Raw genomic sequence first — 14,445 nt, 5'->3', positions numbered from 1 at the left:
CCGACACCGAGGGCGGCCGCATCGAGTGCGGCGACCCGAGCACTCACCGCAGGGCGAGGCGCACTACGAAGTGGTGGCCGCGGTTGCGGCTCGGCGCCGCCTCGGGCGACGTCACGTCGCCCGAGCGCCGCTCCTCGATGCTGCGCCGCACGGCGAGCTCCCGCTCGGAGCGGTGCACGTCGGCGTGGTGCGTCTGCAGGGCGACGAGATCAGCCGAGAACTGCATGATTCCTCCTGGTTTTCGATCCGGCCTCTCCGACCGGATGCCTCCAGCGTGCTCGCTAAGGCCCCACCCGCTCATCGGGCGATCGCCCTATTTCTCCGCACGGGGCGGCGGGCGCGCCTCAGACCGTGGAGTTCCACGGTCTGAGGAGGGTGGGGTCGAGCGCGACTGGTCGTTCTTCAGCTCAGTGCTGCAGCGTCGGCGTACGGTGGTAGCCGTCGCGCCGGAACTGCACGAACGCAGCGGTGATCGCCAGCGCGGCGATCAGAGCAAGTACGAGCATGGTTGCGAACATCACGCACCCCCTTTCCAACAGTCGAGTCTTCAGTTCGCGGGAATCGGCGTCGCCAGTGCCGCCACCGATTTCGGTGTCAGGGTGCCGGCAGGTGTCAGCCCTGAGGGGACGGGCGCACCCCATGCGCGCCCGAGCGGCACCACGCCGGCCCAGATCGTGTGGTCCTCGCCGTCGTCGGCCGCCTCGGACGGCCCGGCCGCCCGCGCCTTCATGACCACGTCGTCGAGCGGGAGGCGCAGCACGCGAGTGGCCGCGACCTCCTTGCGGGTCATCGCGCGCACTTCGGCCGATCGGCCCGGCATGAGCCGTTCCGAGAGTGCGAGGAGGGCGGCATCCGCTCGCTCTCCCTCGACCGGTTCGAGCACCCCGTAGACGACCGCGCTGCGGTAGTTCATCGAGCTGTCGAAGAGCGAGCGGGCGAACACGAGGCCGTCGAGCGCGGTGACGGCGAAGGCCACCGTCGCCCGCTCGGCCGCGGCGCGCAAGGCGAACCCACCGCCGGTCGATCCGTGCACGAGCACGTGGTCGCCATCGCGTGCGAATCCCATCGGCACGACCACGGGCATACCGTCGACCGCGGACGCGAGATGGCCGACGAGCTCGCTGTCGAGCAGCTCGAAGAGCGCGTCGCGGTCGTGGGTCTGGCGTTCGGCGAGGCGGCGGATGCGGCGCTGGGCACTGGTGTTCGTCATGGTCACGCTGCTAGTGTCGCGGGCATACTGGTCGCCTTGACAGTCCAGTTCACGCGGTATCCACCAGTCCAGTTGAGGAGGGTGCATGGACGGCCCCCTGCTCGTCATCGACCGCGACGCAGCGCAGCCGATCGGGGTGCAGCTCGTCGCCGGACTCCGGCGTGGCATCCTCACGGGTGCGCTGCGCCCCGGCGATCCGGTTCCGTCGACGCGGGCGCTCGCGTCTGAGCTCGGCGTCTCGCGCAGTGCGGTCGTCGCGGCGTTCGAGCAGCTCGCCGGCGAGGGGTACCTCGAGATGCGGCAGGGGGCGGCCACGCGCGTCGCCGCGATCGAGCGCGAGCGAGTGGCGGTCGCGGCGATCGAGCACGAACGAGTGGCGGTCGCGACGAGCTCGGGTGCGCGCACGGCACCGGCGGGCCCCGCGAGCCAAGCGACCGGATCGACGGATGCCGCGGCGCCGCCCAGTTCGGCCGGCGCCATCCGTGCGCGCATCGACCTGCTCCCCGGGCGGCCCTCGACGGCGCGCCTCGACACCCGCGCCTGGCGCGCGGCCTGGCGGCACGCCGCGTCGCTCGAGATCCCCGCGGTGCCGCCGCCGCCGTTCGGGGTGCCGAGCCTCCGCGCCGAGATCGCCGACCACTTGCGGCAGGCCCGCGGGGTCGCGTGCTCGGCCGACGACGTGGTCGTCACGGCGGGAACGAGCGAGGCCCTGACACTCGTGGCATCCGCTCTCCGTGTTCTCGTCGACGGCACGCCGGTGATCGCCGTCGAGCATCCCGGCTACCCCTCGGCTCGCCGCACGCTCGAGCACCGCGGCGCCCGCACGGTGCCGGTGGCCGTCGACGCCGACGGACTCGTCGTCGCGTCGGTCGCACGGATGCCGCAGCCGCCGCATGCCGTCATGGTCACGCCGAGTCACCAGTACCCGCTCGGCGGGCGCCTTCCGGTGGCCGCGCGGCTCGAGCTGCTCGAGTGGGCGCGCGCCGCCGACGCGCTCGTCATCGAAGACGACTACGACAGCGAGTTCCGCCACCTCGGTGCACCACTGCCCGCCCTCGCCTCGCTCGATCGCGGCGAGCACGTCGTGCTCGTGGGCAGCTTCTCGAAAGTGCTGACGCCGTGGCTCCGGCTCGGCTACCTCGTGCTGCCGCGGAGCGCGGGGCTTCGCGAGGCCATCGGCGGCATCCGCGCCGACGAGCCGTGCCCGGTGCCCGGTGTCGCGCAAGAGGCGGTCGCGGCGCTGCTCGCGAGCGGGGCCGTGCGCCGGCACATCGCGGTGACCCGGCGTGACTACGCGCACCGGCGGCGGCTCGTGCTGCATGCCCTCGACGGCATAGACCGGGCACCGCTCTCGGGACTCGACGGCGGGCTGCACGCGGTGATCGGGCTCGCGAGCCACGCGGCATCCGTCGCCGTCGTCGCCCGGTTGGCCGCCGAAGGGGTGGCCGTCGCGCCCCTCGCCGACTACTCGGCGGTGCCCGGAGACGAGCAGCCCGGCATCGTGCTCGGGTACGCCGGCCCCGGCGACACGCTGCTCGCCGAGGGGCTCGACCGCATTCGCGAGACGCTGCTGGCGCTCGCCTGAGCAGCCGGGTATTGCAAGAGCATCAATGCCCGGTCAGCTGCCGAAAACGTGGACCGAACTCCCAGCGAATGTCAAGGGACTACGCAAACGGGGCTGGTCGTGGTGCAGTTGGTCTGCAGGCGCGACGGAGATCGCGACCAACCGAAGGAGGCAGACCATGAGCGAAACCAGGAGCGTCGCCGACCGCGGCTACGCAGAGACAGCGGTGCAGAAGGTCGCATTGGTCGTCGGGATCGTGTTCCTCGTCGTCGGCATCGCCGGATTCATTCCCGGGCTGACGACCGACGTCGACTCGATGACCTTCGCGGGCCACGAATCGGGAGCGCTGCTCCTCGGCGTGTTCCAGGTGTCGATTCTCCACAACATCGTGCACGTGCTCTTCGGTGTCGCCGGCCTGGCCTTCGCGCGAAGTGCGGCCGGATCGCGGAACTTCCTGATCTGGGGCGGCGTGGTGTATCTCGTGCTCTGGGTCTACGGCCTCATCGTGACCGGTGAGAACCCCGCGAACTTCGTGCCGATGAACGCCGCAGACGGCTGGCTGCACCTCGTGCTCGGCGTGGGCATGGTCCTCCTCGGCATCTTCGTCGGGCGGGACCTGGCGACCCGGGCGCGCACCCCACGCGGACGCACCGCGGTGTGACGATCGCGTGATCGAGCCAGGTGGTCGGTCGGAAGGCCGGCCACCTGCTCGCGCAGCCCTTCCACAGGCAGGTGTCGGGGGGCGGGGCTAGCCTGCTGGCATGAGCCGATGTGGCATCGTGCTCGCCGATGGGCACCCGTGCTCGGGGCCGGTCGACGCCGATGCGCCGCTGAACCTGTGCAACGAGCACCTGCTCGTCGCCAACGACTGGGTGGCTCACGATGCAGGGGTCGTCGACCTGCTGCCGAGCCCGTGTCTGGCCTGCGGCTCGCGCATCGGCGTGCGGTATCCGTCGGGGTGGCTGTGCGCAGAATGCGAGTGGCGGGTGGGCGACATTCCCGACGACGAGTTCGAGCGTCCGAGGGTCGAGGTCGTCTACTACATCCGGTACCGCGATCAGATCAAGATCGGCACCTCGGCGAATCCTCGGCTTCGGCTCGCGAGCATTCCGCACGACGTGGTGCTCGCGTTCGAGCGCGGCGGCCGCGCCCTCGAGCGGCGACGAGACGAGCAGTTCGCGGCGCACCGCTACCCCGGCACCGAGTGGTTCGCCGTGCACGACGCGCTCCTGGCGCATCTCGCCGAGGTCGGCGCCGGCGTCGACGACCCGTGGCTCGAGTACGAGCGCTGGCGTCTGCGCCAATCCGCCCTCCGCGGGTAGCGGCGCGACGCGTATCGACATCACCACCGCGCGACTGCGGATGAGGCAACATCCGGCGACGCGCCGATCGCGGGCCTCCGCTCGACGGCGTGTCGCGCGAACATGCCTCATCCGGCCGCGACGTCGTCGAGGACGCCCACCTGCGCGAGCGGGCCCGCGACCTCCTTGGTCATTCGCGGTCGCCGCGCTGCTCGACGACATGGTCAGCGGACGCCGCCGCGCTGAGATGTCGGCCGATGGATAGAGTGGTGCGACGGGCGCCGCGACGGGGAGCGCCCTCGGCATCGGCGGGGGGCCGTGTGGGGCACAAGATCGGTAAGGCAGCGGCATCCGCGAGCCTTACGGCACTCGTACTGAGCGGATGCACCGCAGCCCCGATACCCACACCGCCACCGGTGACGATCACGGCGACGGTCACGGCGACGCCGACGCCCACGCCCGAGCCGACGGCCGCTCCCGCGCCACCCGCCGAGCCGGCGCCGCCCGCCGCGCCGGTGCCCAACGCACCGGCGCCGGTCGTCGAATGGGGCCCGGCCTACGACCTGGGCGCAACGCGGGGTGCGATGGGCACACCTGTGACCGACGGCAGCGGGATGCCCGTAAGCTACACCGTCGTCGAGGGCGATTACTTCTTCGACATCGCCCAGCGCTTCGAGCTGCCGCAACAGCAGCTGCTGCGCATGAACCCGCAGATCCACGACTTCGGCGAGACCGTCTACATCGGCGACGTCATCAACCTCGACTGGACGAAGACCGGCTGACGCCGGCTTCCGCCGGGTGGGCCACCTGGCCGGCGTCAGAGGTCGCGGTGGACGTCGCGTCGATTCGCGATCCTGAAGACGGTGACGAGCACGAGCTCATCGACAATCTCATAGAGGACCCGATAGTCGCCGATACGGATACGCCACGCGTTGTCGAGACCCACGAGCTTCTTGACGTCTGGGGGTCGCGGATCCACCTCCAGCTCGGTCAGTACGACGAGCACGCGACGTCGTGCGACCTGATCCAACTTGCGCAGCTGCTTGGCCGCCGAACCAGTGAGCTCGACCGCATACCGCGTCACTCGGCGAGCTCGGCGCGCACGTCGGCAAGCGAGACACGCTCGCCGTCGTCGACAGCCTTCGCGGCCTTGAACTCCTCGACGTCGCGAATCATCTCGAACGCCTCGAGCGCCTCGAGGTCGTCGACGCCGATCACGACCGCAGCGAGCTTCCCGTGACGGGTGATCCCGACCCGCTCATGTCCGAACGCGGCTCGCCCCAGCACGGACGCGAGATCCTGACGCAATTCCCGTGTAGTGACCGATCTATTCACTGCAACCATGCCCAAAGAATAGCAGATGTGTACACAGTGACACTATGGACATATAGTGCCAACCGAAGAAGATGCCTGGTTCAGCGGCGCAGACGGGCCACTGAGTCGCGCTCGACGAGCTCGCAGCGGTACCGCTCGTGAACCACGGGTGGCGGATCCTCGTGCTCGAGCACGCGCTCGACCTGGTCGATCGCCCATCGCCCCATCTCGTAATGGGGCAGCGCGATGGTGGTCAGGCCCGGGAGCAGCGCGCCCGCCACGAGCTCGAGGTTGTCGACGCCGACGACCGAGAGATCGTCGGGCACCTGCACGCCGTGCTTCGCAGCGGTCTGATAGAGGCCCATGGCCATCTGATCGTTGAAGCAGAATACGGCGGTCACGTCGGGATGCCGGTCGAACAGCTGCTCGGCCGCTTCGCGTCCGCCGACGGCCGTCGCGCCCTCGGTGGTGCTCACGATGATCGGCGCGAGCCCGTGCTCCTCCATCGCCGCACGGTACCCGGCGACCCGGCCGTCCCTCCCGAGCCCTGGCTGCTCGATCGTGAGGTGGGCGATGCGTTCGTGCCCGTGGTCGATGAGGTGGCTCGTGGCATCCTTGCCGATGTTGAACGAGTCGGGGACGACCCAACACGTATCGAAGCCCTCGTCTCGCGTGTTCACGAGAACGGTGGGGATCGAGCGCAGGGCCGCCGGCACTGTCGACGGGCGATGGTACATGGTCGCGTACACGATCGCGTCGACCTGCTGCGCCAGCAACGTGTCGATCTGCCGCTGCTCGATGAGCCGGTCGTTGCCGGAGTTCACAACGACGATCAACCAGCCGCGATCGGATGCCGCCTCTTGGGCGCCGAGCACGATTCGACCCGCGAACGGCGTCGTCGCCACTTCGTCGCTCACCAGGCCGATGACTCCGGTGCGTTTCGAGCGCAAGCCGCTGGCAAGCCGGTTCGGAGCGTAGCCGAGCTCAGCCGCGACATCGACGACCCGCTGTCGCGTCCGATCGCTGACCTTGCCCTGGCCGCTCAGCGCATGCGACACCGTGGTGATCGACACTCCGGCAGCGGACGCGACGTCGGTGATCCCGACTCTCTTTCCGCTCATGTTTCTCGCCCCCGATACCATCCTGCACGACCTGGCGGGCAAGTCGTGGGCCGCGCGAACGGGGTGAGCGCTCAGGCGAAGAGCGCCTGACCCACGAACTCGCCCTCGGCGACGCCGCCGGGAACGGCGAAGATCGCCGAGCCGACGTGCTTCAGGTACTCGTTGAGGCCGTCGGCGGCGAGGCTCGTCTGCACGTCGATGAACTGCTGCGGCGACCGCTGGAACGACAGGAAGAAGAGGCCCGCATCGAGACGTCCGAGCTCGTCGTTGCCGTCGACGAAGTTGTATCCCCGGCGCAGCATACGAGCGCCGCCGTTGTTCGAGTGGTGCGCGAGCCGCACGTGCGCCTTCGTGTCGATGAGGGGCTTGTCGGCCGGGCCGGTCGCGTCGAAGTCGGGCTCGGTGAACTCGGTGCCGCCCGACAGCGGCGCCCCCTCGCGCTTCGACCGCCCGACGAGCATCTCCTGCTCGCCGAGCTGCACGCGGTCCCAGTTCTCGATGATCATGCGGATGCGCCGGGCGACGAGGTACGAACCGCCCGCGAGCCACGCGGGCTCATCGGATGCCGCGACCCACACCTGCGCGTCGAGGGTCTTCGTCTCCTCGGCCTTCACGTTGGCGGTGCCGTCCTTGAAGCCGAACATGTTCCGCGGCGTGGTCTGCGAGGTCGACGTCGACGACGTTCGCCCGAAGCCGAGTTGCGACCAGCGCAGGCTCGCGCGTCCGAACGCGATGCGGCTGAGGTTCCGGATGGCGTGCACCGCGACCTGCGGGTCGTCGGCGCAGGCCTGGACGCAGAGGTCGCCGCCGCTGCGCTCGGGCTGCAACGCGTCGCCCTGGAAACGCGGCAGCGGTTCGAGGGCGGCCGGCCGGCGGGCGGCGAGCCCGAACCGGTCGACGCCGTCGGCATCCGTGAAGAGGCCGGGCCCGAAGCCGAACGTGATGGTGAGTCCGCTCGCGGCAAGTCCGAGTGCTTCACCGGTGTCGACCGGTGGCGCGTAGTCGGAGCCGTCGACGGCGCCGCCCTCGGCGACCTCGAGGCCCTGGGTGAGGCGCTCGGCGGCATCCGTCCACTCGGTGAGCAGCTGGATGAGCCCGTCACGGTCGAGGGTCGCGTTCACGTCGAATGCCGCGAAGTGCAGTCGATCTTGCGCCGGCGTCACGATGCCGGCCTGGTGCACTCCGAAGAAGGGGTAGACGGATGCCGCGCTGCTGGATGCCGCGCCCGATTCCGTGGCGGCCATCGCCACCCCGGCGCCACCGGCCGCGCCGACGGCAGCGCCCGCCGCACCGGCCCCGAAGATGCCGAGGAGCTGGCGGCGGCTGACGCGACCTTCAGGGGCCGGGGTCGAAGTCTCGTCGCTCATCAGATGCCCAGCACCGTGTGGGTGAGCTTCGAGAGCGGCTCGGCGAGGGCGTTGACCTGGTCGCTCAGCACCTTCTTGTCGGCGTCGGAGAGCTCGGCGTAGTCCACGAAGCCGGCCTCGATCGAGCCGTACTCCGAGAGCCGGTGCTCGAGCACGCCGAACTGCTCGTCGATCTCGGCGGCGAGCGCCTCGCCCTCGGTGCCCTTCGACTCGGCGAGCGCGCGCACCGCACCGAACGCCACGCCGGCGCCCTGCACGTTCGCGGCGAAGTCGGAGAGGTCGGTGCCCGACCACCAGTCCTCCTCGCCGGTGATCTTGCCGGCCGCGACCTCGTCGAGCAGCGAGATCGCGCCGTTCGAGATGGCGTCGAGCGAGACGGTGAAGTCGTCGGCGGTGACGAGGTCGTGGAGCTCGGTGACATCCGCCACCAGCCCGTCGGCGAAGGCCTGGCGCTCCTCGGGCGTCGAGGGCGCCCAGTTCGCGAGCGCGTCCTGTCCGTCGGAATTCAGGTCGCCCGCGGCCGGCGGCCAGAGGTCCTTCTCGATGCGGTGGAAGCCGGTCCACTCGAGGCCGTCGGCGACCGCGTCGACCTCGCGGAAGTCGATCTTCGGGTCGAGGTCGCCGAACGCCTCGGCAGTCGGCTCGATGCGCTCGTAGGGCACGCGGGTCGCGGCGAAGAGCGACCGAGCCGCCTCATCGTCGCCCGCGGCGTAGGCGGCGGCGAACGCCTCGACGGCGGGGATGAGCTCTGCGGCCTGCGAGCGCACGTAGGCGATGTACTCGGTGACGGCCTGATCGGCGAGCGCCTGCTCGTCGGCCGAGACGGCGCTCGCCTCACCGGTGACCGTGAACTCGGCGAGCCCGACGGGAGCGCCGACCTGCTGGAACTTGCACGCCGTGTAGTACGTGCCGGGCGCGAGCTGCGCGACGAACTCGACCTCCTGGCCGGGCGTCACGTTCTCCTTCTCGCCGACGATCCGCAGCTGGTCTTCGGCGAGGATCTCGAACTCGTTCACGGCGCTGCCGTTGTTCGTGAGTGAGAACGTCACGGCTCCGGCTGCTGCGGTCGGCGTCGCCACGGCGCATCCGTCGTCGGTGATGTCGACGGCGATCGCCGCCGCGAGGTCGGCCTTGGCGACGCAGCCGGTGAGGGCCAGCGCCAGTGCGGTCACGGCAGCGGATGCCGCGAGGGCACGTCGGGTCATGTATTGCTCCTGATCGGGGTGGAGGTGTTGGGGGTGGGCGCGGTGGGGGCGGGCGCCCTCGATACGCTCGCTGCGCTCGCTACTCGGCCACCGGCCACGTCGGTGCTCGGCACTCGACCACCGGCCCGCCGCTGCAGCATGCCGAGGTAGAGCGCCGTCGTGATGGCGACGTAGACGAGCCATCCGATGACCTGCGCCCACGTGGGTTCGGGCGTGAAGTTGAAGATGCCGCCGAGCAGCGTGCCGTACCAACTGCCGGGCGGCACCGCGGCCGCGAGGCTGTACGCGGGGTGTCCCCACCCGGGGATGACGGACGCCTCCTGCAGGTCGCCGATGCCGTACGCGAGCACGCCGCCCGCGACGAGCACGAGGAAGAGACCGGTCCAGGTGAAGAAGACGGAGAGGTTGAAGCGCACGAGGCCACGTGAGATGCCCCAGGAGATGACCACGGCGGTGAGGATGCCGAGCACTGCGCCGGTCGTGCCGAGCACGGGATCGCTGCCGCCGGCCACGTTCGCCCACACGAAGAGCGCGGTCTCGATGCCCTCGCGACCGACGGCGAGCGCGCCGAGCAACACGATCGCGAACCATGAGCGGTCGACCGCGGCATCCACTTGGCCGCGGAGCTCCTTCGACAGGCTCGCGCCGTGCGTGCCCATCCAGAAGATCATCCAGGTGACGAGCGCCACCGCGACGATCGAGAGCGTGCCGCCGAGGATCTCCTGCGCCTGGAAGCTCAGCGCGTAGGGACCCCACGTGAGGATCGCTCCGACGCCGAGCGAGATCGCCACGGCGATGCCGATGCCGAACCAGAGCCGGCCGTAGAGATCGCGGCGCTCGATCTTGCCGATGTAGGCGATGAGGATGCCGACGATGAGCCCTGCTTCAAGGCCTTCGCGGAGGCCGATCAGGTAGTTGGCGAGCACGCGCGTCTCCCGGAACTGAACGGATGGATTAGCACAGGCTAACCTAACTGGTTCGCCGCGGCGAATCCATGTCATGTCCCGCTCGCACGGGGCAGAATTCAGGAGCTCGCGTCGCCTTCCCGCCCCGGGCGAGGTGGATCTGCTCGCTGACCGAGCGGCTCTGCCCACCACCTCCTGAATCCTGCGTGAGGGCGTAGCGTGGAGACGTGCTGACTCCTCCTGCAACCGAGAAGCGACCCATCCAGCGCGTGCACCACGGCGACACCGTGATCGACGCCTACGAGTGGCTCCGAGAGAAGGACGATCCGGCCGTCGTCGCGCACCTCCACCAGGAGAACGCCTACACGAAGGCGAAGACCGAGCACCTCGCGATCCTCCAGGAGCAGATCTTCGAGGAGATCAAGGCGCGCACCAAGGAGACCGACCTCAGCGTGCCGAACCGCGAGGGTGACTGGTGGTATTACTCCCGCACCGTCGAGGGCGAGCAGTACGCCATCCACTGCCGCGCCCCGATCGCCGGCCCCGATGACTGGGAGCCGCCGGTACTGCCGGCGACCGGCGAGGATGAGCTGACGGATGCCGCGAGCGACACCCTGCCCGGCGAGCAGGTGCTCCTCGACGACAACGCCGAGGCCGCGGGCCACGACTTCTACTCGCTCGGCAGCTTCGACGTGACGACCGACGGGTCGACGCTCCTCTATGCGATCGACACCGAGGGCGACGAGCGCTACACGATCCGCTTGCGCGCGATCGACGGATCGGGCCGCGTCTACGACGACGTCATCGAGGGCACGGCGGCCGGCGCCGTCTTCGACCCGAGCGGGCGCTACCTCTTCTATGCGACGGTCGACGAGTCGTGGCGGCCCGACACGGTCTGGCGGCACGAGGTCGGCACCGCGGCATCCGACGACGTCTCGGTCTTCCACGAGCCCGACGAGCGCTTCTGGCTCGGCGTCGGCCTCACCCGCAGCCGCAAGTACCTCGTGATCGAGGCGGGCTCGAACATCACGAGCGAGTCGTGGCTGCTCGACACCGCCGAACCCACCGGCGAGTTCGGGGTCGTGTGGCCCCGCAAAGACGGCGTCGAGTACGACGTCGACCACGTCGTGGCGGGCGGCAAAGATCGCCTGCTCATCGTGCACAACGACGGGGCCGTGAACTTCGAGCTCGTGAGCGTCGCGGCATCCGACCCCCAAGGCGACCGGCGGATGCTGCTGCCGCACAATCCCGATGTGCGACTCGAGGGAGTCGACGCGTTCCGCGACTTCGTCGCCGTGGAGTACCGGCGCGAGGGCCTGCCCCGTGTCGCCATCGCGAAGGTGCCGCCGGCTGGGCTTGCGGCCGACGCTCGCGCCGACGACACCCTGCACGAGCTCACCTTCGACGAGGAGCTCTTCTCCGTGGGCGTGGGCGGCAACCCCTCGTGGGAGCAGCCGACGCTGCGCATCGGCTACACGAGCTTCGTGACGCCGTCGACCGTGTACGACATCGTCGTGGCAACGGGTGAGCGACGGCTCCGCAAGCGCCAGCCCGTGCTCGGCGATTACCACCCGGCACGGTACGCGCAGCGCCGGGAGTGGGCGATCGCCGACGACGGCACGCGCATCCCCGTGTCGCTCGTGTACCGGCACGACCTCGTGAACCTCGGCGAGCCCGCGCCGACGCTCCTCTACGGCTACGGCTCGTACGAGCACTCGATCGATCCGGGCTTCGGCATCCCACGGCTCTCGCTTCTGGATCGCGGCATGATCTTCGCGGTCGCGCACGTGCGCGGCGGCGGCGAGATGGGCCGGCTCTGGTACGAGAACGGCAAGAAGCTCGAGAAGCGCAACACCTTCACCGACTTCGTCGCCGTGGCTCGCCACCTCATCGACAACGACATCACGGCGCCCGATCGGCTCGTGGCCCAGGGCGGCAGCGCCGGCGGGCTGCTGATGGGAGCGGTCGCGAACATGGCGCCGCGCTACTTCAGCGGCATCCTCGCCGAAGTGCCGTTCGTCGACCCGCTCACGTCGATCCTCGACCCCTCACTGCCCCTCACGGTGATCGAGTGGGACGAGTGGGGCGACCCGCTGCACGACGCCGAGGTGTACGCCTACATGAAGTCCTACTCCCCCATCGAGAACGTGCACGAGAACCACTACCCGCGCATCCTCGCGGTCACCTCGCTGAACGACACGCGAGTGCTCTACGTCGAGCCCGCGAAGTGGGTGGCCCGCTTGCGGGAGTGCGGGGCCGACCCGCTGCTGAAGATCGAGATGGCGGCGGGGCACGGCGGCGTCTCGGGGCGCTACAGCGCGTGGCGCGAGCGGGCGTTCGCCTACGCGTGGGTCATCGACGCAGCCGGCGCGCACCCGAGCGGGGAGTGAGCGGATGCCGCGGCATCCGCTCACTTGTGGTCAGCGCTTCACGTCGTAGGTGATGTGGGTGGCGAGTTCGTTGCTCAGCACATCGACGGGCTTGAGCGTGAGGCCGTCGAGATCGTCGAAGAGGCGCGCGCCCGCGCCGAGCATGATCGGCGAGATGCTCACGATGATGCGGTCGATGTGGCCCGCGGCGAGGTACTGGCGCACGGTGCTCGCGCCGCCCGCGATGGAGACGCGACCGTCGCCGGCGGCGCGCTTCGCCTGTGCGAGGGCGTCATCGATTCCCGTCGTGACGAAGTGGAACGTCGTGCCACCGGCCATCTCGACGAGCTCGCGCGGGTGGTGGGTGAGCACGAACACGGGTGCGTGATAGGGCGGGTCGTCTCCCCACCAGCCCTTCCACTCGTCGTCCGGCCAGTCGCCGCGGATCGGCCCGAACATGTTGCGCCCCATGATGAACGCGCGCGGCGCGAGGATCTGGTCGACGATCGCCTGGTTCGCCTCGCGCTGCTGGAACATCCAGTCGTGCAGGCGTTCGCCGCCCTCGCCGAGCGGGTCCTGAAGGGACTGGTTCGGCCCGGCGACGAAGCCGTCGAGCGAGATCGACATATTGGCGGTGACGAGGCCGTCGTTGAACGTCATGTACGGCACCCTACGCCCGTCTCGCATGCATTCGAAGGGATGAATTCCGCGCTGAGCGAGCAACCTTTCGCGTATCGGAGGCCGCTGCCAGACTGACGGAATGTCCATTCTCTCCGAATTGAGTGAGCGCGTTCCAGGCCGGGCGCATGGCCCCGGCGCAACCCACTATGACGCCGGCCGCACCGTCTTCGCGGGCGTCGGCGAGCCCGATGCAGTCGTCCGCCCGCACACGGCCGACGAGGTCGCTGTCGCCGTCAGCCTCGCCGCAGCCGCAGGCCTGCCCATCGCGGTCCGCAGCGGCGGCCACGGCATGATGCCAGTCGACGACGGCCTCATCGTCGACCTCGCCGAGTTCACTTCGATCGACGTCGGCGCCGGCGGCCTCGTCACCGTCGGCGGCGGTGCACACTGGGGCGACGTCGCCGCGGCCCTCGCCGAACATGGGCTCGGCATCAGCTCGGGCGACACGCGAGATGTCGGTGTCGGCGGGCTCGCGCTCGGCGGCGGCATCGGCTGGCTGGTGCGCGAGCATGGCCTCACGGTCGACGCGCTCCGCGAGGTCGAGCTCGTCACCGCGGCGGGCAAGGTGCTCACCGTGAATGCCGACGAGCACCCCGACGTGTTCTGGGCTCTTCGCGGGGGCGGCGGCAACTTCGGGGTCGTGACCCGGTTCGTGTTCCAGGCCTCCCCGGCCGACGGTCTCGTCGGCGGGCACGTGCAGTTCGACCAGTCCGAGGTGCCGGCGGTCCTGCGGGCGTGGCGCGACGTCATGCGCGCCGGGCCCGATGAGCTCAACTCGACGCTCATGGTGATGCCACCATTCGCCCCCGAGATGCCGGCCGGTCCGCAGCTCGCCGTCGCGCTTCGCGGCAGCGAAGAGCGGCTGCGCGAGCTGCTCGAGCCGCTGCTGTCACTGCCTTCGGTGACCAGTGTCTCGCTCGCGCCCGTCGCCTACGGCGACCTGCTCGAAGACGCGCCTCCCGGTCGTCCGCCGTTCCTCTTCGTCGGCGGCAACGGGTTCGTGCCCGACCTCTCCGATGAGGCGCTCGACGCGATCACGGCCGCGTTCGATCGCGAGGTGCCGACGATGATCTTGCTCCGGGGGCTCGGCAGGGCATTCTCACGAGTCGCTCCCGAAGCCACGGCGATCGCCCACCGCGATGCCGAGGCCCTGCTCATCGTGAACGGCGTGCTCCCGGCCGACGCCACACCCGAGCAGGTCGCGGCGGCGAAGGCAGGCAGCGATGCCGCCCTCGCCTTCACGACCGGCACCTACGGCAACTTCTCGGTCGAGCGGGGCGACGAGGTCATCCGGGCGATGTACCCGCCGGCGACGCTCGAGCGGCTGCGGCGCGTGAAGGCCGAGCTCGACCCGGGCAACGTGTTCCGGCAGAACCACAACATCACGCCGGCCGGCTGAGCGAGCGGG

Annotated in this window: 15 protein-coding genes; 6 read left to right on the top strand and 9 right to left on the bottom strand. The window is 70.0% G+C overall.

Features of this window, described 5'->3' with window-relative positions; all coding sequences use genetic code 11:
• Positions 1–43 precede the first annotated feature (43 nt).
• Both J7E25_RS01985 and J7E25_RS01980 read right to left on the bottom strand, forming a co-directional pair.
• Positions 44–226 carry a hypothetical protein gene (locus J7E25_RS01985; protein ID WP_214867423.1) on the bottom strand — a complete coding sequence of 61 codons (183 nt, stop codon included), beginning with the start codon at positions 224–226 and terminating at the stop codon, positions 44–46.
• Positions 227–547: 321 nt separating this feature from the next.
• Complete coding sequence (locus J7E25_RS01980; RefSeq protein WP_214867421.1) at positions 548–1,210, bottom strand: pyridoxamine 5'-phosphate oxidase family protein; 663 nt, start codon at positions 1,208–1,210, stop codon at positions 548–550.
• Positions 1,211–1,295: 85 nt separating this feature from the next.
• Here J7E25_RS01980 and J7E25_RS01975 point away from each other — a divergent pair, with 85 nt between their 5' ends.
• The 4 genes from J7E25_RS01975 (at position 1,296) to J7E25_RS18240 (ending at position 4,857) form a co-directional block, all read left to right on the top strand.
• A complete protein-coding gene (locus J7E25_RS01975; RefSeq protein ID WP_214867419.1) occupies positions 1,296–2,795 on the top strand; it encodes a PLP-dependent aminotransferase family protein in 1,500 nt (499 codons plus the stop codon).
• 157 nt (positions 2,796–2,952) lie between these two features.
• Positions 2,953–3,435: a DUF4383 domain-containing protein gene (locus tag J7E25_RS01970; RefSeq protein WP_214867417.1), complete on the top strand. Its 483-nt coding sequence runs from the start codon at positions 2,953–2,955 to the stop codon at positions 3,433–3,435.
• A gap of 100 nt (positions 3,436–3,535) precedes the next feature.
• Positions 3,536–4,096 carry a GIY-YIG nuclease family protein gene (locus J7E25_RS01965; RefSeq protein WP_214867415.1) on the top strand — a complete coding sequence of 187 codons (561 nt, stop codon included), beginning with the start codon at positions 3,536–3,538 and terminating at the stop codon, positions 4,094–4,096.
• A gap of 395 nt (positions 4,097–4,491) precedes the next feature.
• Positions 4,492–4,857 carry a LysM domain-containing protein gene (locus J7E25_RS18240; RefSeq protein WP_214867413.1) on the top strand — a complete coding sequence of 122 codons (366 nt, stop codon included), beginning with the start codon at positions 4,492–4,494 and terminating at the stop codon, positions 4,855–4,857.
• A 35-nt stretch (positions 4,858–4,892) separates the two neighbouring features.
• On the opposite strand, the gene J7E25_RS01955 is transcribed toward J7E25_RS18240, so the two are convergent.
• The 6 genes from J7E25_RS01955 to efeU all read right to left on the bottom strand — a co-directional run bounded on the left by J7E25_RS01955 (position 4,893) and on the right by efeU (position 10,008).
• Positions 4,893–5,159, bottom strand: coding sequence for a type II toxin-antitoxin system RelE/ParE family toxin (locus tag J7E25_RS01955; RefSeq protein WP_214867411.1), 267 nt, complete (start codon positions 5,157–5,159; stop codon positions 4,893–4,895).
• Complete coding sequence (locus tag J7E25_RS01950; protein ID WP_214867409.1) at positions 5,156–5,419, bottom strand: type II toxin-antitoxin system Phd/YefM family antitoxin; 264 nt, start codon at positions 5,417–5,419, stop codon at positions 5,156–5,158. Before J7E25_RS01950 ends, J7E25_RS01955 begins: the two co-directional genes overlap by 4 nt.
• Before the next feature lie 71 nt (positions 5,420–5,490).
• A complete protein-coding gene (locus J7E25_RS01945; RefSeq protein ID WP_214867407.1) occupies positions 5,491–6,510 on the bottom strand; it encodes a LacI family DNA-binding transcriptional regulator in 1,020 nt (339 codons plus the stop codon).
• A 71-nt stretch (positions 6,511–6,581) separates the two neighbouring features.
• Complete coding sequence (efeB, locus tag J7E25_RS01940) at positions 6,582–7,877, bottom strand: iron uptake transporter deferrochelatase/peroxidase subunit (protein WP_214867405.1); 1,296 nt, start codon at positions 7,875–7,877, stop codon at positions 6,582–6,584.
• Positions 7,877–9,082, bottom strand: a complete 1,206-nt coding sequence (efeO, locus tag J7E25_RS01935) for an iron uptake system protein EfeO (RefSeq protein ID WP_214867403.1) — start codon at positions 9,080–9,082, stop codon at positions 7,877–7,879. Before efeO ends, efeB begins: the two co-directional genes overlap by 1 nt.
• Positions 9,079–10,008, bottom strand: coding sequence for an iron uptake transporter permease EfeU (efeU, locus tag J7E25_RS01930; protein ID WP_214867401.1), 930 nt, complete (start codon positions 10,006–10,008; stop codon positions 9,079–9,081). The genes efeO and efeU overlap by 4 nt, the downstream gene beginning before the upstream one ends.
• A gap of 206 nt (positions 10,009–10,214) precedes the next feature.
• Here efeU and J7E25_RS01925 point away from each other — a divergent pair, with 206 nt between their 5' ends.
• Complete coding sequence (locus J7E25_RS01925) at positions 10,215–12,377, top strand: S9 family peptidase (protein ID WP_214867399.1); 2,163 nt, start codon at positions 10,215–10,217, stop codon at positions 12,375–12,377.
• A gap of 30 nt (positions 12,378–12,407) precedes the next feature.
• Here J7E25_RS01925 and J7E25_RS01920 read toward each other — a convergent pair whose 3' ends face one another.
• The gene (locus J7E25_RS01920; RefSeq protein WP_251038700.1) at positions 12,408–13,016 is read right to left on the bottom strand and encodes a dihydrofolate reductase family protein; all 609 of its coding nucleotides are present in this window, start codon (positions 13,014–13,016) and stop codon (positions 12,408–12,410) included.
• A 100-nt stretch (positions 13,017–13,116) separates the two neighbouring features.
• On the opposite strand from J7E25_RS01920, the gene J7E25_RS01915 reads away from it, so the two are divergent.
• Positions 13,117–14,436, top strand: a complete 1,320-nt coding sequence (locus J7E25_RS01915; RefSeq protein ID WP_214867396.1) for an FAD-binding oxidoreductase — start codon at positions 13,117–13,119, stop codon at positions 14,434–14,436.
• Positions 14,437–14,445: the final 9 nt, after the last annotated feature.

Source organism: Agromyces sp. ISL-38 (genome assembly GCF_018613935.1).
Taxonomy (GTDB): domain Bacteria; phylum Actinomycetota; class Actinomycetes; order Actinomycetales; family Microbacteriaceae; genus Agromyces.
Note: the sequence above shows the minus strand (reverse complement) of the source record. Positions and strands in the feature narration are given on the sequence as shown.

Bases quoted from the DNA above. Each gene is read 5' to 3' on its own strand.
- efeO (WP_214867403.1), bottom strand. From the start codon at position 9,082: ATGACCCGACGTGCCCTCGCGGCATCCGCTGCCGTGACCGCACTGGCG.
- efeB (WP_214867405.1), bottom strand. From the start codon at position 7,877: ATGAGCGACGAGACTTCGACCCCGGCCCCTGAAGGTCGCGTCAGCCGC.
- J7E25_RS01980 (WP_214867421.1), bottom strand. From the start codon at position 1,210: ATGACGAACACCAGTGCCCAGCGCCGCATCCGCCGCCTCGCCGAACGC.
- J7E25_RS01985 (WP_214867423.1), bottom strand. From the start codon at position 226: ATGCAGTTCTCGGCTGATCTCGTCGCCCTGCAGACGCACCACGCCGAC.
- J7E25_RS01920 (WP_251038700.1), bottom strand. From the start codon at position 13,016: ATGACGTTCAACGACGGCCTCGTCACCGCCAATATGTCGATCTCGCTC.
- J7E25_RS01950 (WP_214867409.1), bottom strand. From the start codon at position 5,419: ATGGTTGCAGTGAATAGATCGGTCACTACACGGGAATTGCGTCAGGAT.
- J7E25_RS01965 (WP_214867415.1), top strand. From the start codon at position 3,536: ATGAGCCGATGTGGCATCGTGCTCGCCGATGGGCACCCGTGCTCGGGG.
- J7E25_RS01970 (WP_214867417.1), top strand. From the start codon at position 2,953: ATGAGCGAAACCAGGAGCGTCGCCGACCGCGGCTACGCAGAGACAGCG.
- J7E25_RS01975 (WP_214867419.1), top strand. From the start codon at position 1,296: ATGGACGGCCCCCTGCTCGTCATCGACCGCGACGCAGCGCAGCCGATC.
- J7E25_RS01915 (WP_214867396.1), top strand. From the start codon at position 13,117: ATGTCCATTCTCTCCGAATTGAGTGAGCGCGTTCCAGGCCGGGCGCAT.
- J7E25_RS01945 (WP_214867407.1), bottom strand. From the start codon at position 6,510: ATGAGCGGAAAGAGAGTCGGGATCACCGACGTCGCGTCCGCTGCCGGA.